Source organism: Jiella soli (genome assembly GCF_020615385.1).
In the GTDB taxonomy this organism is placed as follows: domain Bacteria; phylum Pseudomonadota; class Alphaproteobacteria; order Rhizobiales; family Rhizobiaceae; genus VKMB-3413.
This window is the reverse complement of the sequence record NZ_JAJAVB010000041.1, coordinates 1-23,635: the sequence shown is the minus strand read 5'-3', so window position 1 is coordinate 23,635 and position 23,635 is coordinate 1. Positions and strand designations below refer to the sequence as shown.

Here is a 23,635-nt window from a genome sequence, read left to right as displayed (position 1 = left end):
ATCTCGCAGGCCTCGTTGCCGGCAGAGCCGAGCCAGCTGCCGTCGTCGAAGGTGGCCCGGCGATACCATTGTCCGTCCCAGGCCGTCGCTTCGATCGCCGCAAGAACGGATGCGGCATGGGCGCGCCAGCGGGAAGCCCGCTCCGGGTCCCGGGTCTCCGCGAGGGGCGCGAACAGGTCGATCGTGGCGATCAGCAGCCAGCCGAGCCAGACGCTTTCGCCGCGGCCGGCTTCGCCGACCCGGTTCATGCCGTCGTTCCAGTCGCCGGTGCCGATCAACGGCAGGCCGTTCGCGCCGGTGAGGGTCAGGCACTGGTCGAGGCCGCGCGCTGAGTGTTCGTAGAGCGAGGCGGAACGTGCCGCCACGCCCGGGAGGAAGAAAGCGTCGTGCTCGCCCTCGCGCAGATCCGGCCCGTCCAGGAAGGGCACGTCCTCGTCGAGGACGGCGAGATCGCCGGACGTTGTGACATAGGTTGCCGCAGCGTAGGCGAGCCAGACGCGGTCGTCGGAGATCCGCGTGCGCACGCCCTGGCCGGAATGCGGCAGCCACCAATGCTGGACGTCGCCGGCCTCGAACTGACGCCCGGCCGCCCGCAGGAGATGGCGTCGCGTCTCGTCCGGCTGGACGAAGGTCAGCGCCATGCCGTCCTGCAGTTGATCGCGGAAACCGTAGGCACCGCTCGCCTGATAGAAGGCCGAGCGGGCGGTGATGCGGCAGGCGATGGTCTGGTAGAGCAGCCAGCCGTTCAGCATGATGTCCATGGAGCGGTCGGGTGTTTCGACCTCGACCGCGCCGAGCATTCTGCGCCAATGGTCATGGACCGCTTCAAGGACCGCGTCGAGATCGGCCTCGCGATACCGCGTGACCAGCGACCTGACGGCCTCGACCGTGTCGCATTGGCCGAGCAACCAGACGATCTCGATCGTCTCTCCGGGCGCGATCGTCAGGGAGCGTTGCAGCGCGGCGCAGGGATCGAGACCCGAGCCGCTGGCGCGCGACAGGCTCGCTCCCTGTATCAGGGCCGCCGGAGCTTGCGTCGTCCCCTCCTCGCCGAGGAAGGCGCGGCGGTCTGCCGTCCAGGCGGTCTGCCGTCCGGCGAGGTCGGCAAAGCCGACGCGGCCAGGGAATGCCAGGTTCCATGGGTTGCGGACGAGGAGCATGCCCTTCACCGCGTCGAGTTCGCTCGACAGGAAGGGGCCGGATGTGCCCCGCGCGGTCCCTAGTACCCATTCGGCATAGGCGGTCACCGTCAGCCGGCGCGTGACGGTCGACCGGTTGTGGAGCGTCAGGCGGGAGATCTTCACCGGGTCCGCCAGCGGCACGAACTGGGTCAGTTCGCTGGCGATGTCGTGCGCGGTGTGGCTGAAGCGGCTGTAGCCGAAGCCGTGCCGGGCGACATAAACCCCATCGTCGCGGATCGGCTGCGCGGTCGGGCTCCAGAGCGCGCCGCTCGCCTCGTCGCGGATGTAGATCGCCTCGCCCGAGGGGTCGGCGACCGGATCGTTCGACCATTGGGTCAGCTGGTTTTCGCGGCTGTTCTGCGACCAAGTGTAGCCGCTGCCCTTGGCCGAGACCTGGAAGCCGAAGCCGGCATTGGCGACGACGTTGATCCAAGGCGCGGGCGTTTCGTCGCCGGCTCTGAGAATGGTCACGTATTCGCGGCCGTCTTCAGCGAAACCGCCCAGCCCGTTGAAGAATTCGAGATCGCGGTCGAGCCCATCATCGGGGAGAGGTGCGACTTCAAGGTCGGACTTCCTGCCTAGCGGCGGCGGTGAGGCTTCTACCGCCGGTTCCGGTTCTCCAAGGCGCGCGAGCTGCTCGGCGATCGCGCCGTGTCGCGCCGAAAGGACGACGCGGGCGCAGGATCGAAGGAGGGCACGCGTCTCGGCGGCCATCCGGTCGGAGCGAAGCGGGAAGACCGAGCCCTGCGCCGGCGATCCGCCGAGCCTCGGGCGCGACTGGCTGCTGCGGACGGCGGTTTCGATCGCGACCTGAAGATCGGCCAGGTAGGACGAGGCGTGATCGTTGAGGATGACGAGGTCGACGGCGAGTTGCTTGGACCGCCAGTATTCATGGGCTCTGAGGAGCTGGCGGATCTGGGCAATATCCTCGACGTCGTCGATCGAGACGACGACCAGCGGCAGGTCGCCGGAAATCCCGAGCATCCAGAGCCCGGACTGCTGGCCCGCGCCGCGTGTGATTTCCTCCGAGGATGGCCGGAACCGCCTGTCGGCGTAGAGGATCGGCGCGGCGAGCTGCTGGAAGTCGCAGGCCTCGCCGGCTCCGATGCCGAGATGACGCAGCTGCACCTGAGCCTGGGTCCATGCGAGCGTCTTGGCGCGCTCGAAGGCGCTGCGCTCGTGATGCGTGTCGATGAGATCCATCAACTCGTCCCGGCTCGCCGCCACCACGGTCCAGAAGGCCACGCGGACGGTCTTGCCGGGCGGGACAGCGACGCGCTGCCGAAGCGAGAAGATCGGGTCGAGAACGGTTCCGACGGTGTTCGAGAGCGCCTGACCGTCGACGATCGCCGGGGAAGCCGCGAGGCACGACGCGCATCCGAAGAAGCGCGCCCGGTCGGTCTCGAACTGCGGCTCGGCGACGATTTCTCCCTCCACGACGGCAAAATGTGCCGCAAAGATGCTCGGATCGTCCGGCGACCGAGGGCGCCGCGTGGCGAGGACGGCGCCGAATTCGGCGAGATGCTCGGTCTCGACGAACATCTTGGCGAAGGCCGGATGGGCGGCGTCGGCCGCGGCCGTGGTCAGAACCAGCTCCGCGTAGCTGGTGAGCTCGATCTCCCGGACGCGGCGTCCGGTGTTGGCGAGCGAGATCCGGCGGACTTCCCCGTTATGCTCACCGGAGACCAGGACCTCCATCACGGTCGACAGCGTTCCTTCGCGCTGGTGGAAGGCTGCGTGATCCTCTCCGAACGTGACGCTGGATGTGTCACCCCCGGTACGATCCGGGCCATGTGCGGCTGCCCATGCCGTGCCGCTCTTGACGTCGCGCAGGAATATCCGGGCGCCCCAATCGTCGCGGGTCGTATCTTCCTTCCAACGTGTCACGGCGATCTCGCCCCAGCGACTGTAGCCGCCGCCCGTGGCGGTCGTCATGACGGAGTAGCGGCCGTTCGACAGGAGATGAGTGACCGGGGGGCCGGACGGTCGCGTGGCGAAGCGGCGAACGGTGGGGACACGCGTATCGGAAGCCGAAGCGGGCGATCGCACCTCTTCCGCACGCACCCGCAAAACCGCGACGTCGCGCGGGATGCGCTCCTGCAGCAGGAGCTCGCTGGCCTTGATCATCGGTTCGCGATGGAAGCGGTCCCGCATCAGGCCGTTCTGCAGGGCATTGGCGATCGCGACGATGGTCATGCCCTGGTGATGGGCCATGACATTGCGCACGATGGCGACGGCTTTATCCTTCGGAAGACGGGACTTGGTAAAGTCGAGCGCCTCGAAAAAGCCGAAGCGGCCGAGCGCGCCCATGGCGGCGAGACGCCGGTAGTTCGCCAGTGCTTCGGCCGGCTCGATCATCGCGGCGAGGCCGGTGGCGTAGGGAGCGACGACGGTATTGTCGGCGAGCCCGCGCTTCAGGCCGAGCCCGGGAACGCCGAAATTCGAATACTGGTAGGTGAATTCGAAGTCGCGGGCGTTGAAGGCGGATTCCGAAACACCCCACGGCACATCCAGCTCTGCGCCATAGGACCGTTGGCGCCGGACCGAAAGACGGCAGGTCTGTTCCAACAGGCTGCCGATCGGCGCCCGCATGACCAGCGGCGGCATCAGATACTCGAACATCGACCCGGACCAGGAGACCAGCGCGGAGCCGTTGCCGACCGGTGTTGCGCCGCGACCGAGCCGGAACCAGTGCCGCGTCTCGACATCGCCCTTGGCGATGGCGAAGAGGCTGGCCAGCCGGGCCTCGGACGCAAGGAGGTCGTAGCAGCTTCGGTCGAGCGCGTTTTCCTCCACCGCGTAGCCGATCGACAGGAGGCTGCGCTCGCCATCGACGAGAAAGGCGAAATCCATCGCCATCGCGAATGCGCGCGCCTCGGCCGCGATAGCATGCAGCCGGAGCGAAAGAGCGGTTTCGCCACCGGCGGGCGTCTGCCTATCCTGGATTCCCTCGTTCGCAAGCCTGGAGAGGGCGGTCGTCCAGAAGACGATGTCGGCCGAAGGCTCACCGGCTTCCGCGGGAGCCAGGCTGAGGGCCGCGTCTGCCGCCTTACCGGCCAATCGGCCGATGATCGGAAGCACGCTCTCGATCGCCACCGGATCTTGCAACCGGGCGCCGATCTCTGCGAGCGTGAGCTGAAGCTGCTGCTTGACCGGCCCCGCGCCGGCGCCGGCCTCCAAGGCCTCCTGCGCGAGCGAAAGCGCGTCGCGAAGGCCGCCGCGCACGGATTGGGTTTGAGGCGCCGCGCTCCATTCCTCGCAGGCGTTGGCGAGCGCGATCAGGTGGCCGGCGAGATTGCCGCTGTCGACCGAAGAGACATAGGCCGGCTCTAGCACCGAGAGATTCGCGGTGTCGTACCAGTTGAGGAAATGTCCCTTGAACCGCCGCATGCGCCGCATCGTGGCAAAGGTCGCCTCGATGCGATCCGCCGCCTGGGCGGTGCCGGTCCAGCCGAAATCGCGGGCCGTCACAGTGGCGAGAAGGTAGAGCCCGATATTGGTCGGCGATGTCCGGCGAGCGACGACGGGGTGCGGATCCTCCTGGAAATTGTCCGGCGGCAGCATGTTCTCGTCTGCCGTCACGAAGGTCTCGAAATATCGCCACGTCCGACGCGCGATGAGCCGGAGCGCCTTGGCCGTGTCCGATCCGGGCGCGGTGACGGCATGCGGCTTCGGCGCGCGGCTGGCCGCCCATGCGATGGCCGGCGCGGCCAGCCACAAGATGGCGAACGGCAGCAGCAGCGGCCAGGAAGCCGGGGCCAAAGCGACGGCGCTCCCGATTGCCAGGATGGCGAGGATCGTTCCGCCGGCCATGCTTCGGGCAAAGCCGCGAAGGCCGGCCCGAGCCGCCGCCGAGGAGCGTGCGGCGGTCGTCCATTCGAGCAGTAGCCGGCGCGTCACCAGGAGGCGGGTAAGGGTTCGCACGATCGCATCGCCCATCAGCCAGGCATGGTCGGGCAGGAAGGCGACGAGCATGGCCGTCTGCAGGAGCGCCATCCGGGTCTCGCGGAGGATGCGGACGAGATGGCCGCGCAGCATGACGCCGGAGCGGTGTGGGACGATCGAGAGGGCGATCGGCATCAGGGCGGGCGTGGCGATGGCCGCGAGGACCGCCAACGTGCCGATCAACGCGGCCGTCGGCGGCATCAGCCAGCACAGCCAGAGCGAGAGGAGCGCGAGGGGGGAGATCAGCGACCGCCGGAGATTGTCGACCATCTTCCACCGCCCGACGGCAGGCAGATGTTTCGGGCCGTTTCCGAACCGCAGGATCCACGGCAGAAGCTGCCAGTCGCCGCGCACCCAGCGGTGCTGGCGCCGCACCGAGACGTCGTAGCGGGAGGGAAATTCCTCCACGACCTCGATGTCGGAGACGAGGCCGGACCGGGCGAGCGCTCCCTCGAACAGGTCGTGGCTCAGCATGGTATTCTCGGGCACGCGCGCGGCGAGCGCCGCCTCGAATGCGTCGACGTCGTAGATGCCCTTGCCGGTGAACGAGCCCTCGTCGAAGAGATCCTGGTAGACGTCGGATGCGGCGGCCGAATAGGCGTCGATACCTCCGGGCGCCGAGAACACCCGCTGGTAGAGCGACCCTTCCGTGCCGACCGGCAGCGATGCCGTGACGCGGGGCTGCAGGATCGCATGACCGCCTACGACGCGCTGCGCCGCGGCCGACCACCGCGGCCGGTTCAGCGGATGCGCCATCTTGGCGATCAGGCGGTTGGCGGTGTCGCGCGGCAGCCGGGTGTCGGCGTCCAGCGTGATGACGTAGCGCACGTCGGCCGGCACGCTCGGGGAGGAACCGTCGGCGGCGGCATAGGACGTATCGGTCGCGCCGCGCAGCAGGCGGTTCAGCTCGTGCAGCTTGCCGCGCTTGCGCTCCCAGCCCATCCAGACGCCTTCCGCCGGGTTGAAGAGGCGCCTTCGATTGAGGAACAGGAATCGCGGACCGGAGGGGCCGGGGCCATGGCGGGTGTTGAGGCGCTCGATCGCGTCGGTTGCGATGGCGATCAGGTCGGCGTCACCGGCGAGGATCTCGCTCTCCGCGTCGACACCGTCCGCCAGAAGCGCGAAGGCGATGTCGCCGGCCGTGCCTGAAAGAAAGTGCACCTCCAGCCGCTCGATCTGCTCGCGAAGATCGTCCGCGCCTGTCAAAAGCGTCGGCACCACGACGAGCGTGCGCAGGGACGAAGGGACGCCCTTTCTCAGATCGAGGGCCGGCAGCGCGTTCGCGCTGAAACTGAAGGTCAGCGCCCGGTTGGCGACGGCCATCGCGACTTCGCTGGCCGGTATGACAGCCGCAAGGGCGAAGAGTGACGCGAGAACGAGGCCGGCACCGACGCTCGCCATCGCCCAGGCGGTCAGCAGCGCCAGGAGAACGCCCAGGGCGAGAACGGCGCCGACATAGCCGGCAATGCCCGCACGAACGCTGAAGCGGCTCCACCAGAGGCGAGCGGTAGGGCGAAAGCCGATCGACGTCTCCAGCGCCCGCCGGCCGTCGGAAATCAGGTGGTAGCCGGGATCTCCGACCCGCTCCGACTGAGCGACATCCGCCGCCGCTGCGGTCTCGGCTGCGTCCAGCGCCAGCTCTGCAATGTCCAGTTCGCTCGCGTTCGAGCCTCGCGACAACTGCTCGATCGCACTGCGGTAGAGATTGCGGGTGGCGAAATCCATGCGGGCGAAGCCGCTTCTGGCTCGAAGCCGCGCGTCGACGAGGCTGACGCTTTCAAACAGGTCGGCCCAGTCGATATCGGAGACCAGCCGCATGCTGGTGACGATATTGCGGACGGTGACATTCGAGGCACCCTGTCTGAGCTGCACATGGCGCACTACCTCGTCGCTGGAGGTCGATTGCTGGCCGAGCCGCTCTTCCAGCCAGACCAGGGCCGGGGTCGTCGAGGGATCGGCGTCGCGCATCCGCTTGGCAAGCTGAGCCGCGAACCGTTCTGACAGAGGCGCATCAGGAAGAGCCGAGACCAGCTCGGAGAGTTCCGTCCTCCCCCCGCTCGTCGCCCGAAGCCCGTCCACCCATCGATCGGCTTCCTGCCGCGCCAGCCGGCCGGCCGTGATCTGATCCGCCAGGCGCCGCAGGTTCTCGACGAGCACGATGCGCAGGGTGATCGGAACGGCCCACAGCTCTCCGATGGTCAGCGGCTGGACACGCTGATAGGCGGCGACGAAACGCCGAAGAGTGTCGGCTTCCAGATTGCTGTCGGTATGGGCGACATAGGCCCAGGCGAGGCCGAGGATGCGCGGGTAACCGGCGAAGGGGCCGGAAGCCAGTTTCGGAAGCTTGCGGTAGTAGCCGCTGGGCAGATCGTCCCGAATGTCGCGGATCTGCGTCTCGACGATATGATAGTTGTCGAGCAGCCATTCGGCGGCCGGCACGACGCTCCGGCCCTTTTCGAGTTCGGCCGCGTTCGCCCGGTAGGCGGCGAGCAGCACCGCCGCGTTCCGCTTGATACGGACATGCAGCGACAGGACGGCCGGCGGACGGTTGGTGACGGTCTGGGCACGCGCGAGGCTTTCCGCATGCTGCTCCAGGCGTTCGATGCCGAAGAGCTCCTGGCGTACCGGCGCGGGGTCGGACCATAGCGTCCGGCTTTCAGCGCGACCGAAAAACCGGTCGAGCCATTGCAGCGACGAACTTGCCGGCGCCATAGGCGCGGCCGGCGTATAGGCATCGGGGTGCATGACGATCCGTCCATCCTGGGCGATGCAGCCTGTCGGCTGCAGCCTCGCCTCAGACGACTTGCCGATTGTCGGACGTCATGGAGCCGAAGCGGACGTGCCCGCGCCGGCGTCGCGCACCTGTTGGATCAGCGCGCGCTCGGAGCCGGTATCACGCGGCCTTGGCAGTGCGCGTTCTCTTGCGTGCCTTCGCGGCAGGGAGCGTGATCGTCGCGTCGCGCTCGAGGCGCAGCGCCTTCAATTTCGCGGACTTGGCCTGGATGAGGATCCGCCCGGACTCGATCGTCCGCATGGCCGAGCCCTTCTCGTCCTGCTCGATCTTCGGCAGGAAACTGCGTTCTGCGCGTTCGCGCGCAATTCTGGACTTGACCATGGTGTCACCTTTAAGAAAAAGCCGAGCTTTTGCCGTCGAATTCGCCGAAGGCAGCCCGGCTTTCGGATCGGGATCTGGCAGCATGTTCGAGGCCCTGCCTTCGGCTCGTTTTTGCCGGAGAGGGTCGTATGAGGCTGCGGAACTGTGAGAGACGCTGACGGCAGGTCGAAATCGCGGTACGCATTCCGCCACCGGCTACGCTGGTCTCCTGCGTTCGCGAGAAGTTGGCTATCTTCGTCGGCTTGAGCGGCCGAGCGAACCGTTGCTCAGCACCGAGACCGCCGCGTCTGCGGCAGGGGTATCGGCTTATCGGCTTTCGCTCGCGGACGTCACGATTGCCTGCCACTTGGATCTGTTGATCGCCGTGCGCCGGTCCGGCGGGTAGATCCGCCGCGGTGCGGAGACGTATCCATTTGTGGTGCAGGCGCAGCGCGCGGTTGGCGCGCTGCGTCCCGGGCGTCGCGTGCCGGGGTTCGCCAGTACATCCGTGGTCGACCCTGTCGCGACGCCGTATCGAGCTCGCAACCAAATGGTCGCGAGCCGTATCATCAGGCGATGGCGGCGAGATTCTCGGCCGACATCTTGCCGCTCTTGCGATCGGCGACGAGTTCGTAGGAGACCTTCTGGCCGTCCTGCAGGCTGCTCATGCCGGAGCGCTCGACGGCGCTGATGTGGACGAAGGCATCGCCGCCGCCATTGTCAGGCGCGATGAAGCCGAAGCCCTTGTCGGCATTAAACCATTTTACGGTTCCCGTGGTCATGGGACACCCTTTCGTTAGCAAATCTGTGGGCCCGAAGAATTCTGGCCCCGAGGAAATCGATATTTCGCAAGAAATTCTTGGATCAAGCGTTTGGACCGCATAAGGCCAATTTTTTCGGACAACTACCGACCGACATGAAATGCGCCTTTTATTCCGAAGTTACAAGTCCAGTCCAGAAGTTTGCGTCCCGGCGGCCGATCGTCGCCCCGGGTTTTTCTCCAATTGGACGGTCGCCTCGGCCCGGGATCAGGCGAAATCCCGGTCGGTGAGGACATACATCTTCTTGCGACCGCGGGCATAGGCTTTGGCGGCGACCTTCAGAACGGTGTCGCGCGCCGCGTCGAACGCCTTGAGCAGGCCGATCTCCGATCGGGCCTCTACCGCTCCGGAGGATGACAGCGCGGTCTCCTCGACGAAGAAGGGCACTTCCATCATGCCGTCATAGCCCACGAACCGGACCCGGTGGCCGTGCTCGTCGTAGCTTCGCGATCGATTGGGAAAGGTGAGGGGCATGGCGATGGACTCGTTCTGCAGGAGGGACGCGGCAGGCGGAACAGCGCTGCGGCGAAGCGACGATCGCTATCCGTTTCTCGCTCCATCCGACATACGGCGAGCATCTGCTGTCGTCTCGGAACAAAGAAAACGTCAAATCAGAGATGGGTCTTTCTTCTGCGCATTCAATCGAAATCAATCAGCCTGAAAATAAATAACGCGCCAGAACACGAAACGTCTTGGCACTCCTGTCAATCGATTGCCAGGACGGCTATGTATTGAACGCAACGTGCGCCCAATGCCGGCTGCAGAAAGATCACTCCCATGAAATTTCGACCGCTCCATGATCGCGTCGTCCTCCGTCGCATCGACGCCGAGGCGAAATCCTCCGGCGGCATCCTCATTCCAGATACCGCACAGAAGAAGCCGCAGCAGGGCGAAGTGCTGGCGGTAGGGCCGGGCTCTCGAAATGAAGCTGGTGCACTCGTCCCGGTCGACGCCAAGGCGGGCGACATCGTGCTGTTCGGCCAATGGTCCGGCACCGAGGTCAAGCTCGACGGCGAGGATCTCCTCATCATGAAGGAGTCCGACCTCATGGGCATTGTCGAGCAGGCCGCCCCGGCTGGCGCCTGACGGTCGAGCACGTTCCCCAATCGATTCCCTCACTCCGTACCGCACTGGAATAACCGATGTCCGCCAAGGAAATCCGCTTCAATGGTCATGCCCGCGACAGCATTCTGCGCGGCGTGGAACTCCTCAACAATGCGGTGAAGGTGACGCTGGGGCCGAAGGGTCGCAACGTTGTGATCGACAAGTCCTTTGGTTCGCCGCGCATCACCAAGGATGGCGTTACCGTCGCCAAGGAGATCGAACTCGAGGACAAGTTCGAGAACATGGGCGCCCAGATGGTGCGCGAAGTGGCTTCGAAGACCAACGACAAGGCCGGCGACGGCACGACCACCGCGACGGTCCTTGCCGCCTCGATCCTTCGCGAAGGGGCCAAGCTGGTCGCCGCCGGGATGAACCCGATGGATCTGAAGCGCGGCATCGACATTGCCGTCGCCGCCGTCGTCAAGGATATCGGCGAGCGTGCCGCAAAGGTAAATTCCTCCGCCGAAATCGCCCAGGTCGGCACCATCGCAGCCAATGGCGACGCTTCGGTCGGAGAGATGATTGCCAGAGCGATGGACAAGGTCGGCAAGGAAGGCGTCATCACGGTCGAGGAAGCCAAGACCGCCGAGACCGAACTCGAAGTCGTCGAGGGCATGCAGTTCGATCGCGGCTATCTCAGCCCATATTTCGTCACCAATGCCGAGAAGATGCGCGCCGAGTTGGAGGAGCCCCATGTCCTCCTGCACGAGAAGAAGCTCTCCAATCTGCAGGCGCTGCTGCCGATCCTGGAGGCCGTGGTGCAATCCGGTCGGCCGCTGTTGATCGTATCCGAAGACGTCGAGGGCGAGGCGCTCGCCACGCTCGTCGTCAACAAGCTGCGCGGCGGCCTGAAGGTCGCCGCCGTCAAGGCGCCGGGATTCGGCGACCGCCGCAAGGCCATGCTCGAGGACCTCGCAATCCTGACCGGCGGCACGGTCATTTCCGAGGACGTCGGCATCAAGCTCGAGAACGTGACTCTCGACATGCTCGGCCGCGCCAAGCGGGTGATCATCGACAAGGACGCGACGACGATCGTCGACGGGGGCGGCGACGGCGAGGCGATCAAGGCGCGCGTCACGCAGCTGAAGGCGCAGGTCGAGGAGACTACCTCCGACTACGACAGGGAAAAGCTGCAGGAGCGGCTGGCCAAGCTCGCCGGCGGCGTCGCGGTGATCCGCGTCGGCGGCGTCACCGAGACGGAGGTCAAGGAACGCAAGGACCGCATCGACGACGCGCTCAACGCGACCCGCGCGGCCGTCGAGGAAGGCATCGTCCCCGGCGGCGGCATGGCGCTCCTGCGGGCAAGGGCTTCGCTCCGGGGGCTCAACGGCGCGAATGCGGACATTGCCGCTGGTATCTCCGTCATCGCCAGAGCGCTCGAAGCGCCCATCCGGCAGATCGCGGAGAACGCCGGCGTCGAGGGCTCGATCGTGATCGGGAAGCTGGAGGACGCCGCTGCCAATTACGGCTTCGATGCCCAGAGCGAGGCGTATGTCGACATGATTGCGGCAGGCATCGTCGATCCGGCGAAGGTGGTGCGCACGGCGCTGCAGGACGCCGGTTCCATTGCCGCAATGCTGATCACGGCCGAGGCGATGATCGCCAACACCCCCGGCGACCATGCTGCGGCGATGAGTGGCGCTGGCGGCATGGGCTACTGAGACTTTTGAGTGAGCGCCCGGAACGAGCCAGCGCCGTTTCGGGCGAGCCCAAACCTCTCCTCAGGATCTCGAGTTCCTGGCGGAGGGTCTCGTTCTCACGCTCGAGCCGCTTCAACTCGCCCGCCAGATCCTCCTGCCGATCGGGAGGAGCTTCCAATTCCTTTTCCCGGTGCTTCTCGAGCCACCGACACAGCGTCGACAGCCCGAGGGCGAGATCCTCGGCGATCTCCTCTCTGCGTGCGGCCACTCGTCTCGAACAAGCGGACGGCCTCCGCTTCAAATTCCTTCCAGGTCAAGGCGATCGCGCATGCGCGGATCAAGACCGACAAGATTGAGGCTGGAGTCCTGGCTCAGCTTCGGGCGAGCGGCTGTTGGTCATGGATCGTCCATTGCTCGCCGCGGCTCACGCCAGATGCGTACGGCGTGAAGGGCTTCATCCACTTGCGACCAAACGCCTGTTGCCTGACATTGCCGCCGTAAAGCCGCCATTCTGCAATCGGCCCATTTCGGCGTCACGAGCAGCCTGCAGGGACTGTGCCGACCGATCCTGTTGGCCTCCGATGGTCAGGTCCTCGCGCTCAACAGCGGGTCAATCGGTGTTCGTATGCCTCCGCACCGAAGCTCCACAGCCTTGATGACGGCGGCGATGATGACATCCGGTCCGTAAGGCTTTGCCACAAAAAACGCATTGGACGGAAGGTCGGCGGCCTCGACCCGCCTATGGCCTGAGACCACGATGATCGCTGTCTGCGGCCAGCCGTTTCTTGTCAGCCGCGCCAGCTCAATGCCGTCCATTGTCCCCGGCATATGGACGTCGGTAAGGAGAACCTCCACGGACCGAATGGCCTTGAGGGTCCGCATTGCCTCGTCAGCATTCGCCGCTTCGAGACAAGCGAAGCCCGCATCCTCGAGCGTATCGACGAGGTCCATGCGCAGGAAGGGTTCGTCCTCGACGACGAGGACGGTGCCGGCTTTGGGCGTGGGGAAAGGCTTCATCGAGGGGAAGGGCTCTTGACCCCGGAACGTTCCCCCTCGGGGGGCGATCCGAACAACGAATAGACGATTCCGCTGCCTGCGTAGTCCATGCTCGCCCGGCCGTCGAAGTAGAAAGGCACCACGCGCGTCGTCAGCTTCGTGCCGAAGCCCTTCTTCTCGGGAACGATTACCGGGGGGCCGTCATGCTCGCTCCAACAGAAGACCAGACCGCCGTTCTCGGCGTCGCTCCACGCGATCCGCACGCTGCCACGTTCGTTCGACAGGGCCCCATATTTCACCGCATTCGTGGCGAGCTCGTGGATCGCAAGCGAAAGGCCGAGCGCCTGCTGGGCTGTGAGAGCGTGTTCCGGGCCGTCTAAGCGGATGCGTCCGGTGTCATCGAGATGCGGCGCAATGGCTGCCTCGACGACCTCCCTGATGTCGGCAGTCTCCCAGGTCGTCTCAGTGAGCATGTCCTGCGCCCGGGAAAGGGCTTCGATGCGCTGTGCGGCCAGTTTCGCTCCCGTTTCGACGTCGTCCGAATGTCGCAGACTTTGCGTGACGACGGACTGGACCATCGCGAGCGTGTTCTTCATGCGGTGCGTCAGTTCTCGCTGCAGGACGCGTTGCCGCTTCTCGGAAACCCTGAGCGACTCGAGCGCCGCTTTCGTGCGGTCAATTTCCGAAGCCAGAGCCTCGCGGTTGCGAACCGCCTGCGTCGTCTCCGTAACGATGTTCATCACTCCGGCGATCTCGCCCTCGTCGTCGTAGAGCGGGCTGTACGAGAACGTCCAGGAGGTCGGAACGGTCTTTCCGCCGCGGACCATCTGTAGGGGTAAGTCCTCGATCCAGGTTCCGCGCCCGGCAAAAGCCTCGTCGACGAACGGCCTCACGCCGTCCCAGACGTCGGCCCAGAATCGTTGGAACGGGGCGCCGAGCGCTTCGTCGGCACGTTCGGCGATCACCGGAAGGTATGCGTCGTTGTGGAACTGGAGAAGGTCCGGACCCCACCAAAAACAGATCGGCTGGCGCGTCGCGAGGATGGTTCGAAGCGTGTTCAGGAGAGACTCGGGCCATCCTTCGATAGGCCCAAGCGATGTTCCCGCCCACTCGAATGCACGGATGGCATCACCCATGTCGCCGCCGCCTTTAAGGCGAACGCTCGAATCGTGATGTATCCTATTGGGTTTGCTAGACAAACCGGAACTCCTCAAGCCCTCCCAAATTCGGGCCAAAACGATGAGCCACAGTTATTTGCGGGACGGGCAATTGGCAATCCGGGTCGAGAACCGAGGGGCAGCTTTTCGCCGGCCATGCCCGGAAGGCGACAGTCTCGTCTCGGCCCCATCCCTTAGGATCCGACCGGTCCACATGCCGCCAATTTTTGCCGGCTGGTGTCGATGGTCCGGAGGCCGTCATTGGCTGTGCGGGGCATCGCAACTCCCTTGGTAGTCTGAGCATGGGGCCGCCCGGCCGATCAGCCGAGGAAGCGGTAGCCGACGCCCGGCTCGTTGAGGATGAAGCGCGGGGCGGCGGGGTCGTCCTTTAACTTCGCCCGGATGCGGCCGATGAACACGCGGAGATACTGGACATCGTTGCGATGGGCCGGTCCCCAGATCTCCGTCAGCAGCGCGTGGTGGGTGACAATCCGCCCGGCATGCGCCGCGAGATAGCGCAGGAGGTCGAATTCCTTGCGGGTGAGGCGGACGGGGCTGCCTTCGAGCGTCACCTCGTGCTTTGGCAGATCGAGCGTGAGGGAGCCGAACGTCATCTGCGGGCTCTCCTGAGACCCTTGCCGCGCTTCCTGCGCGCGCAGGAGGACGCGCACACGGGCCAGGAGCTCGGCGATGCCGAAGGGCTTGACGACATAGTCGTTGGCGCCGGCATCGAGCGCCGCGACCTTCTCGGTTTCCGCCTGGCGGACCGAAAGGATCAGGATCGGCACTCGCGACCATTCGCGTACGCGGCGAACGACCTCCTTGCCGTCGATGTCCGGCAGGCCGAGGTCGAGGACGACAAGGTCCGGGGTCTGGGAAGCACTCCTCTCGATCGCTTCTGTGCCGCGTCCGGCTTCCGACACTTCAAACTGATGCGCCTCCAGCGCGATGCGCAGGAATTTTCGGATCTGCGGTTCGTCGTCCACAACCAGGATGCGCCCGGCGCTCATTCGCCATCTCCCTGAGGAGCGTTCACCGAGGAGGGCTCAGTCTCCGCCGACCGTCGGACGATGGGAAGTTCGACCACGATTCGTGTTCCCGTCCTGCCGCTGCTGGCCGATTGCGCCCTGATGCTGCCGCCGTGCGCCTCCAGAATTCCCTGGCAGATGGCAAGCCCGAGGCCGGTTCCGGCCTTCTGGCCATCGCCGGCGCGTACCCGGTAGAACATGTCGAAGATCTTGTCGCGGTCCTCGGCCGGAATGCCCGGCCCCTCGTCGGTGACCGACAGGACGAGGGTCCGCGCTCCAGCCCGTCCGGCGATGGTGATCGCCGTTCCCGGCTCCGAATATTTCGCGGCATTGTCGAGGATGTTCGTCACCACCTGCTCGAGCAGGACGGGATCGCCGTCCGCCAGCGGAAGGTCGAGGGCGAGATCGAGCACGATCCGGTGGCCGGCGAGGCTGTGCTTGAGGCGCATCATCGCCCGCCCGACCGTCTCGCGCAGGTCGACCGCCTCGTGCCTGACCTCAAGGGCGCCGTAGCCGAGCCTGGTCATGTCGAGAAGGTTCTGAACGTAGCGGTTGAGCCGTTCCCCCTCCTCGAAGATCGTCTCGGCCATGGCGCGTCGGCCAGCGGCGCCAAGCGCCGCATCCGCTTCGATCAGGCTGGACGCGGCGCCGATGATCGAGACCAGCGGAGTGCGAAGGTCGTGGCTGACCGAGGAGAGGAGCGCTGCCCGCAGGCGCTCGGTCTCGGACAGGAGCCGCGTCTCCTCCATGTCGCTGGCAAGCCGCGTACGCTCCAATGCCACCGCGATCTGATCCACCAGGGCATCGAGGAGCCGGCGCTCTGCGGGACCTGGCGCCGCCCCCTGGCGAAACTTCACGCCGAGAAGGCCGATCGGCGTCGCCCCCGCGCCAAGCGGGAGGAACAGCCAGGAGGCTGCCGGCAGCGTGACCGACCGCCAGCCTGCCGGCTCCTTGTGCTCGAAGGCCCATTCGGCAGCGCCCCAGTCTTTTACGTCGAGCTGGTCTTCCGGCGGGAAGCCGCCGAGAATCGTCAGGCGGTGGTGTTCGTCCGGTCCCAGCAGCAGGGCGTCGCACTTCAGTGTGGAAGCGACGTGATGGACGGCGGCCCAGACGACGTCGTCCAGCGATGCCGCGCTGGCGATCTTTCGGCTGAATTCGTAGAGCCGCATCGTGCGCTCCGCGATTGCTCGCTGGGCGGTGGCCTGCGTGCGCAGCCGAGCCGCCTGGTTGCCGGTGACGATGGACACGACGAGGAAAAGGAAGAGCGTCAGAACCTCGCTCTCGTTGTAGACGTTGAAGGTGTAGTACGGGTCAGTGAAGAAGAAGTTGTAGGCGAAGAATGCCATCACGCTGGCGAAGATCGAGGGCGCCAGCCCATATTGCGCGGCGGCGAAGAGAACTGCCGGCAGGAAGACCAGCGCGAGGCTTTCGACTGGGATGGCCACCAGTACGACCTGCGCTGCAAGGCAGGCCAGCGCCACCGCCACCGTAGTCCAGAGATACGCCGTCGGCTTCGACGCGAGCGTGGGGATCGGGAGTTTCAGACGGGCTTCGCGAGCGGCCCGTTCGTCCGGCGAAACCACCGTCACCTCGAAATCTGTCGCCCGCTTCAGGAGCGTCTCGGCAACCGTCTCGCGAACGAAACCCGGAACCCAGCGACGCTGACGCGGCCGGCCGATCAGAATGCGGCTGACGTTTCGCGTGCGCGCATAGGCGAGGATCTCGTCGGCGACGTTGGCGCTGACGCTCAGCGTCACCACCTCGGCCCCGAGCGTCTCGGCGAGCCGCAGCGTCTCGACAAGCGAATCCTTCTCCTTCTCGCGCAGACTCTCCGTCGTCGCCGTCGCGACGCTGAGCGCGATCCAGGGCAGGCGCGCGCGTTCGGCCATGCGCTTGGCCGCTCGCACCACGCTTTTGGAGACCGGGGCCTCATTGATGCATACGAGGATGCGCTCTTGCGCGGGCCACGGTCCGGGGATCGCATGGGAGCGCATATGCGCCGTCATCTGCGCGTCTACCCGGTCGGCGGCAATGCGCATCGCCAGTTCACGCAGGGCCGTCAGGTTGCCCTTGGAGAAGAAGTTCTGGATCGCCCGGGCAATCTGTTCCTGGACATAGACCTTGCCCTGCCGCAGCCGCGCGATCAGTTCCTCCGGCGGCAGGTCGATCAGTTCGATCTCGTCCGCGAGTTCCAGAATCGTGTCGGGAACGGTCTCGCGGACGCGCACGCCGGAGATCCGGGCGACGACGTCGTTGAGGCTTTCCAGATGCTGGATGTTCAGCGTCGAATAGACGTCGATCCCTGCTACGAGCAGTTCCTCCACATCCTGCCAGCGCTTGGCGTGGCGGCTGCCCTCGACATTGGTATGCGCAAGCTCGTCGACGAGCGCGAGCTTCGGACGGCGGGCAAGCAGCCCGTCTAAGTCCATCTCGGGCAGGGCACGGCCCCGGTAGAAGAGGCGGCTGCGAGGCAGGATCTCCAGCCCCGCCAGCAGCCGCTCGGTCTCGGCGCGGCCGTGCGCCTCCACCACCCCGACGACGACGTCCACGCCCTCGTTCTGCCGGATCCGCGCCGCCTCCAGCATGGCGAAGGTCTTGCCGACGCCGGGCGCGGCGCCGAGAAAGATCTTCAGCTGGCCGCGACCCTCCCGTCTGGCTTCTGCGAGAAGGGCTTCCGGCTCGGGGCGGACGTCGGGATGGGCCACGGCGTGTGCCTACCGGACACTGCCGCTGGCTGCCACGGGCTCGCTCGCCCGCGGAGCCGGAACGGCTGGCGGCGCCAGCCTGTCCAAGGCGAGGTTCAGCGCCAGGACGTTCACCCGCGGCTCTCCGAGTAGGCCGAAGGTGCGGCCCCTTGCGGTCTGGCGGACGAGGTCGCGGACCTGACCGACCGCGAGGCCACGAGCCGAGGCGATTCGGGGCGCCTGGAATTCGGCCGCCGCGGGCGAGATGTCCGGGTCGAGGCCGCTGCCCGAGGTCGTCACGAGGTCGACCGGGATCGGAGTTCCGGGATTCTCCTTCGACAGCCGGGCCGTATCGGCGGTGATGCGCTCCTGCAGCGCCGCGCTGGTCGGGCCCAAATTGCTGCCGCCGCTGGAGCCACCGTCGTAGTTCGCGGCGGAGGGGCGCGGATGGAAATAGCCGGGCTGCGTGAATGACTGGGCGACCAGTGCGGAGCCGATCACCTTGCCGTTTTCGCTCACCAGGCTGCCATTCGCCTGGTCCGGGAACAGCGCCTGCGAGACGCCCGTCATCGCAAGCGGATAGGCGACGCCGGTGAGGAGCGTCATCGCGGTGATCATCACCAAGGCGGGCCGGAACTCGGAAAACATGGAAGCAGTCCTTACGCGAGGGCGAGGGCGCTGACCACGAGGTCGATCGCCTTGATGCCGATGAAGGGGACAATGAGGCCGCCGAGGCCGTAGACGAGGAGGTTGCGCCTGAGCAGGCTGGCGGCCGAGGCGGGGGCGTAACGCACGCCCTTCAGAGCGAGCGGGATCAGCGCGATGATGACGAGGGCGTTGAAGACCACCGCCGAGAGGATGGCGCTGCCAGGGCTCGACAGGCCCATGACGTTGAGCGCGCCGAGGCCGGGATAGGCTGTGACGAACAGCGCCGGCAGGATCGCGAAATACTTCGCGACGTCGTTGGCGATCGAGAAGGTGGTCAGCGCGCCGCGCGAGATCAGAAGCTGCTTGCCGACCATGACGATCTCGATCAGCTTCGTCGGATCGCTGTCCAGGTCGATGAGGTTGCCGGCCTCCTTGGCGGCCGGGGTGCCGGTGTTCATGGCGACGCCGACATCGGCCTGGGCGAGCGCCGGCGCGTCGTTCGAGCCGTCGCCGCACATGGCGACCAGCTTGCCCTCGGCCTGCTCCTTGCGGATCAGCTCCAGCTTGTTCTCCGGCGTCGCCTCGGCCAGGAAGTCGTCGACGCCGGCTTCCGCGGCGATCGCCGCCGCGGTCAGCGGATTGTCGCCGGTGATCATCACCGTCCGGACGCCCATGCGGCGCAATTCGGCGAAGCGCTCGCGGATGCCGGGCTTGACGATGTCCTTCAGGTGGACGACGCCGAGCGGGCGCTTGTCCTTCGCCACGACGAGCGGCGTGCCGCCCGAGCGGGCGATCCGCTCGACCAAATCGTTCAGCGGCTTGGGACGATCGCCGCCGCACCAGGCGAGCACCGCATCCGCAGCGCCTTTGCGCAGGCTGGTGCCGTCCGAAAGGTTGGCGCCGGACAGCCGGGTCTGCGCGGAGAAGGCGATGGTCTCCGCGACGGCTGCGGCATCACTGCCGAGACGCGGCGAGAGCTTGTGTGCGTAGTCGAGGATGGAGCGCCCCTCCGGGGTCTCGTCGCCGCCAGAGGCGACGAAGGCGGCTTGCGCGAATTCCGTTTCCGACACCCCGGGCAGCGGCAGGAAGGCATCCGCCCGGCGGGCGCCGAAGGTGATCGTGCCGGTCTTGTCGAGAAGCAGCGTGTCGACGTCACCAGCCGCTTCCACGGCGCGGCCCGACTTGGCGACGACGTTTGCCTTCACCAGCCGGTCCATTCCCGCGACGCCGATCGCCGACAGGAGGCCCCCGATCGTCGTCGGGATCAGCGTAACGAGCAGCGCGATCAGGAAGGCGACCGGCACGAAGGCGCCGGAATAGACGACGAAAGGCTCCAGCGTCACGACGACCAGAAGGAAGATGATCGTCATGCCGACGAGGAGGATGTTGAGGGCGATCTCGTTCGGCGTCTTCTGGCGCTGGGCTCCTTCGACCAGCGCGATCATACGGTCGAGAAAGCTCTCTCCCGGCTTGGCCGTCACCCTTACCTTCAGCCAGTCGGACACGATGCGGGTGCCGCCGGTGACCGAGGAGCGGTCGCCGCCTGCCTCGCGGATCACCGGAGCGCTCTCGCCGGTGATGGCCGATTCGTCGACCGAGGCGACGCCGTCGATCGCCTCGCCGTCGGCAGGCACGATGTCGCCGGCTTCGACGAGGACGATGTCGCCGGTCGTCAGGCTGCGGCTGGAGACTTCGGTGAAGTCACTTGCGTCGGTGGAGCCGAGCTTCTTGGCCGGCGTCTCGCTCTGCGTCGCCCGCAGCGTGTCCGCGCGGGCCTTGCCGCGGCCTTCCGCCATCGCCTCGGCGAGATTGGCGAAGTAGACGGTGAACCACAGCCACACCGCGATCTGGCCCACCAGAAAGGCGCCGTCGACGCCGAAGGCGAGGTTGCGCAGGAACAGCAGCGTTGTGAGCGCCGCGACGATCTCGGTGACGAACATCACCGGGTTCCTTGCGAGGATCCGAGGATCGAGCTTGGAGGCTGCTGCTCTGAGCGCCGGCCTTACGATCCCCGGGTCGAAGAGGGATGTGTCCTTGGTGCTTGTCATGGGAATGTCCTTAGAAGCCGAAGGCCTGACGGATGCCGCGAGCGGCTCCGGGAACCTGCTGCATGGTGACGAAGAGGCGGAAGGCGACGAAGACCACGATCAGCGTCGAGGCTCCGACGATGATCGGGCTGGCCTTCAGAAGCGTCCGCAGAAGGGGCACGTGTCGGCGGCGAGCGCCGACACGAAGATAGTTCCAGACGGACATGACCCAGCTCAGTAGGTCTGTCCGACCAGCATCGCCGTCTGCTCGGCGATCGGACCGAGCGCAAGCGCCGGGAAGAAGGTCAGGCCGCCGATGATCAGGATTACCGCCACCAAAAGGCCGACGAACAGCGGCGTGTGGGTCGGGAATGTCCCAGCCGAGGCGGGCACAGTCTTCTTGGCCGCCAGCGAGCCGGCGATCGCCAGCATCGGCACGATGAAGACGTAGCGACCGAGGAGCATGGCGATGCCCTGCATCGTGTTGTGGTAGGGCACCCCGGCACCGAAGCCCGCGAAGGCCGAGCCGTTATTCCCCGTCGCCGAGGAATAGGCGTAGAGGATCTCCGACAGTCCATGCGGTCCGGCGTCCTGGACCGAGGCCAAGGCGGTGGGAATGACCGCCGCCATGGCGCCAAAGACGAGGACGCCGACGGGCATGACCAGGAAGGCGATGATGGAGAGTTTGACCTCCTTCGCCTCGATCTTCTTTCCGAGATATTCCGGCGTTCGGCCGACCATCAGGCCCGCAATGAACACCGTCAATAGAACGAAGGCGAGCATGCCGTAGAAGCCGGAACCGACGCCGCCGAAGACGATCTCGCCGAGCTGCATCTGCAGCATCGGAGCGAGCATACCGAGCGGAGTGTAGGAGTCGTGCATGGAATTAACCGAACCGCTGGACGCCGCAGTCGTCGCGGTGGCCCACAGCGCCGAATTTCCGGTGCCGAAGCGAACCTCCTTGCCTTCCATGCTGCCAGCGGCTTGGTCGATCGGAAGTTGGGCGTAGATTGGGTTGCCCTGGATCTCGGAGCCGTAGGTCAGGCCGAGCGCGGCGACGAAGAGCACCAGCATCGCCGCGAAGATCGCGGCGCCCTGCCGCATGTCCTTGACCATCTTCCCGAACATGAAGGGAAAGGCCGCCGGGATCAGGAGGATCGCCAGCATCTCGAAGAAGTTCGCGAGCGGCGTCGGATTCTCATACGGGACGGCCGAGTTGGCGTTGAAGAAGCCGCCGCCATTGGTGCCAAGCTGCTTGATCGCGATCTGTGCGGCTGCCGGCCCCTGCGCGATGGTCTGCCTGGCCCCTTCAAGCGTCGTGGCGTCGACGTAGGAGGCAAGGTTCTGCGGCACGCCCTGCCAGACGAGAAACAGGCCGAACAGGATCGACAGCGGCAGAAGAAGGTAAAGGATCGAGCGAGCGAGATCGACCCAGAAATTGCCGATCCCGCGCGTCTCGCGCCCGGCAAGGCCCCGGATCACCGCGGCGCCGATCGCGATTCCCGTTCCGGCCGAGACGAAGTTCTGGACGGTCAGTCCAGCCATCTGGCTGAGATACGACATGGTCGTCTCGCCGCCATAGGCCTGCCAGTTGGTGTTGGTGACGAAGCTGACCGCCGTGTTGAAGGCGAGATCCGGCGACAGGCCAGGCAGGCCCTGCGGGTTGAACGGCAGGAAGCCCTGCAGGCGCAGGATGGCGTAGAGCACCAGCCAGCCCGCGAGATTGAAGGCGAGCGCGGCGAGGGCATAGCGCGTCCAGTGCTGGTTGCTCTTGCCGAGATCGACGCCGCAGCCCCGTGCGAGGCCGGCCTCGACAGGATCGAGGAGGGGCGAAAGCACGGTGCGCTCGCCCGAGAAGACACGTGCCATGTACAGGCCGAGTGGCCAGGCCAGCACCGTCAGGAGCACACAGTAGAGGATGAACTGGAGGATATCGGGTGCCATGGCGCTTACCCCTCAGAAGCGTTCGGGGCGCATGAGCGCGTAGGACAGGTAGACAAGAAGGCCGACGGCCGTCAGCCCTCCGAGGACGAGGTCGAAGCTCATGGGCATACCTCAGATCCGCTCGCAGCCGCGCACGGACAGAGCCGCGGCCAGAAAGAATCCGACGGTGAGGGCTATGTAGACGATGTCGAACATGACTGCTCTCCAGTTGTGGGAGCAGTTTAGGTAGCTTCGGCCGCCATCAACGCGCCATTATCATTTTAGCGCGGCAAGCATAAAGGGCGCGTAGATTGTTTATGCGCCGTTTATGATGACAATTCGCCTACAGCCGCCTGCCTATCGAGCGCTTCCTGTTCGATCTTGAGGGGCAATGGCTTAGGGTCGAAACCCAATCAGCCTGTTGAAGGTGCGTAGCAAATCAACTTCCCTCCGGTTGTTTTGCGAGCGAGGCGATGATGGGCAGGCTATTCTGGTTGAGTGACGAGGCGTGGGCGGCGATCGAGCCGCACCTTCCGAAGAACCAGCCGGGCGCACGCGGGGTCCACGATCGCCAGCTCATCAGCGGCATCCTGTATGTACTGAAGACAGGCTGCGGCTGGCAGGACTGCCCGGCCGAATACGGTCCGTCGACGACGATCCACAATCGCTTCAACCGCTGGTCCCGTCGACAACTCTGGACCGCATCCTCGATGCTCTTGTTGCCAGCGGCGTGTTCGCGCTATCGGCTTCGTTCGACTCCAGCTATGTGAAGATGCACCGTTCTGCTCACGGGGAAAGGTGGGCGAAGGCTCAAGCCATCGGGCCCTCGCGCGGCGGTCAAACACGAATATCCACGCTGTGACGGACCTTTTGAGGCGACCGGCCATTCTGCGGCTGACAGCCGGCACGTTGCCGACGTGACCATGGCCGGGCTGGTGATGGACGCGGCAGGACGGGTGCGCGGCGACCGCGGCGCGTTCGAGGTCGCCGCAGAGTGCATGCGCTTATTCGATCCGGGCGCTTTGGCTAATTTTGCCGTGACACGTAGCCGGCGCTGCGCAGGCAAGCTTATCTGGTTTAAAGACCGGGCCACCCCATAGCCTTAGATGACTGATCGACGATTGCGGGGGAGGCGAAGCGTTGGTCGGTCAGGACCGGGATCTAGCGGCAGAGATCGCTTCGGCGTGGCGCGAGCGTCACGTGTGGGTCGAGGGGCGGAATGCGTGCCGGGGGAGGGGCACCGCCGCCGAGAATCCGTATGCGCCTCGTACGGCCGAGCATCGGCTATGGGCCCAAGGGTTCGAGTCTGAGGAGGGTCACCAATCGCGTCGGTGTCCGCCCCGGAGACATGGGTAACAGAACGTTCCTAAGACATGGGTGACAATCT

General features: G+C 65.9%; 15 protein-coding genes and 2 pseudogenes. 3 read left to right on the top strand and 14 right to left on the bottom strand.

Translation table 11 applies throughout. From position 1 onward, the window contains the following. The 4 genes from LH400_RS24190 to LH400_RS24175 form a co-directional block, all read right to left on the bottom strand. Positions 1-7,838 (bottom strand): GH36-type glycosyl hydrolase domain-containing protein (locus LH400_RS24190; protein WP_370638476.1); only part of this gene is annotated, 7,838 nt, incomplete at its 3' end. A gap of 181 nt (positions 7,839-8,019) precedes the next feature. Then, positions 8,020-8,325 carry a hypothetical protein gene (locus LH400_RS24185; RefSeq protein WP_229156036.1) on the bottom strand — a complete coding sequence of 102 codons (306 nt, stop codon included), beginning with the start codon at positions 8,323-8,325 and terminating at the stop codon, positions 8,020-8,022. A 464-nt stretch (positions 8,326-8,789) separates the two neighbouring features. After that, positions 8,790-9,002 carry a cold-shock protein gene (locus tag LH400_RS24180; RefSeq protein WP_229156035.1) on the bottom strand — a complete coding sequence of 71 codons (213 nt, stop codon included), beginning with the start codon at positions 9,000-9,002 and terminating at the stop codon, positions 8,790-8,792. Positions 9,003-9,248: 246 nt separating this feature from the next. Next, a complete protein-coding gene (locus LH400_RS24175) occupies positions 9,249-9,515 on the bottom strand; it encodes a DUF1488 family protein (RefSeq protein ID WP_229156034.1) in 267 nt (88 codons plus the stop codon). Between the two features lie 303 nt (positions 9,516-9,818). Here LH400_RS24175 and LH400_RS24170 point away from each other — a divergent pair, with 303 nt between their 5' ends. Together LH400_RS24170 and groL are read left to right on the top strand one after the other, a co-directional pair. Beyond that, complete coding sequence (locus LH400_RS24170) at positions 9,819-10,127, top strand: co-chaperone GroES (RefSeq protein WP_229156033.1); 309 nt, start codon at positions 9,819-9,821, stop codon at positions 10,125-10,127. A gap of 56 nt (positions 10,128-10,183) precedes the next feature. Beyond that, complete coding sequence (gene groL / locus LH400_RS24165; protein WP_229156032.1) at positions 10,184-11,806, top strand: chaperonin GroEL; 1,623 nt, start codon at positions 10,184-10,186, stop codon at positions 11,804-11,806. Positions 11,807-11,822: 16 nt separating this feature from the next. Here the strand turns inward: groL and LH400_RS24160 are convergent. The 10 genes and pseudogenes from LH400_RS24160 to kdpF form a co-directional block, all read right to left on the bottom strand. Next, a pseudogene (locus tag LH400_RS24160) lies at positions 11,823-12,108 on the bottom strand (transposase); the annotation flags it as partial. 262 nt (positions 12,109-12,370) lie between these two features. Further along, positions 12,371-12,802 (bottom strand): response regulator, encoded by a 432-nt coding sequence (locus LH400_RS24155; RefSeq protein ID WP_229156031.1) that lies wholly within the window; start codon positions 12,800-12,802, stop codon positions 12,371-12,373. After that, on the bottom strand, positions 12,799-13,917 hold the full coding sequence (locus LH400_RS24150) for a sensor histidine kinase (protein WP_229156030.1): 1,119 nt from the start codon (positions 13,915-13,917) through the stop codon (positions 12,799-12,801). Before LH400_RS24150 ends, LH400_RS24155 begins: the two co-directional genes overlap by 4 nt. Positions 13,918-14,258: 341 nt before the next feature. Then, positions 14,259-14,948: a response regulator gene (locus LH400_RS24145; protein WP_229156029.1), complete on the bottom strand. Its 690-nt coding sequence runs from the start codon at positions 14,946-14,948 to the stop codon at positions 14,259-14,261. Continuing rightward, on the bottom strand, positions 14,945-17,671 hold the full coding sequence (locus LH400_RS24140) for an ATP-binding protein (RefSeq protein WP_229156028.1): 2,727 nt from the start codon (positions 17,669-17,671) through the stop codon (positions 14,945-14,947). The genes LH400_RS24145 and LH400_RS24140 overlap by 4 nt, the downstream gene beginning before the upstream one ends. 9 nt (positions 17,672-17,680) lie before the next feature. After that, positions 17,681-18,298, bottom strand: a complete 618-nt coding sequence (kdpC, locus tag LH400_RS24135) for a potassium-transporting ATPase subunit KdpC (protein WP_229156027.1) — start codon at positions 18,296-18,298, stop codon at positions 17,681-17,683. Between the two features lie 11 nt (positions 18,299-18,309). Beyond that, positions 18,310-20,346, bottom strand: coding sequence for a potassium-transporting ATPase subunit KdpB (kdpB, locus tag LH400_RS24130; RefSeq protein WP_229156026.1), 2,037 nt, complete (start codon positions 20,344-20,346; stop codon positions 18,310-18,312). Between the two features lie 10 nt (positions 20,347-20,356). Then, complete coding sequence (locus tag LH400_RS24125) at positions 20,357-20,551, bottom strand: hypothetical protein (RefSeq protein ID WP_229156025.1); 195 nt, start codon at positions 20,549-20,551, stop codon at positions 20,357-20,359. Positions 20,552-20,559: 8 nt separating this feature from the next. Further along, positions 20,560-22,269 carry a potassium-transporting ATPase subunit KdpA gene (gene kdpA, locus LH400_RS24120; protein ID WP_229156024.1) on the bottom strand — a complete coding sequence of 570 codons (1,710 nt, stop codon included), beginning with the start codon at positions 22,267-22,269 and terminating at the stop codon, positions 20,560-20,562. Between the two features lie 12 nt (positions 22,270-22,281). After that, positions 22,282-22,371, bottom strand: coding sequence for a K(+)-transporting ATPase subunit F (kdpF, locus tag LH400_RS24115; protein WP_229156023.1), 90 nt, complete (start codon positions 22,369-22,371; stop codon positions 22,282-22,284). A gap of 353 nt (positions 22,372-22,724) precedes the next feature. On the opposite strand from kdpF, the pseudogene LH400_RS24110 reads away from it, so the two are divergent. Next, positions 22,725-23,154: pseudogene (locus LH400_RS24110) on the top strand (IS5 family transposase); the annotation flags it as partial. Positions 23,155-23,635 lie beyond the last annotated feature (481 nt).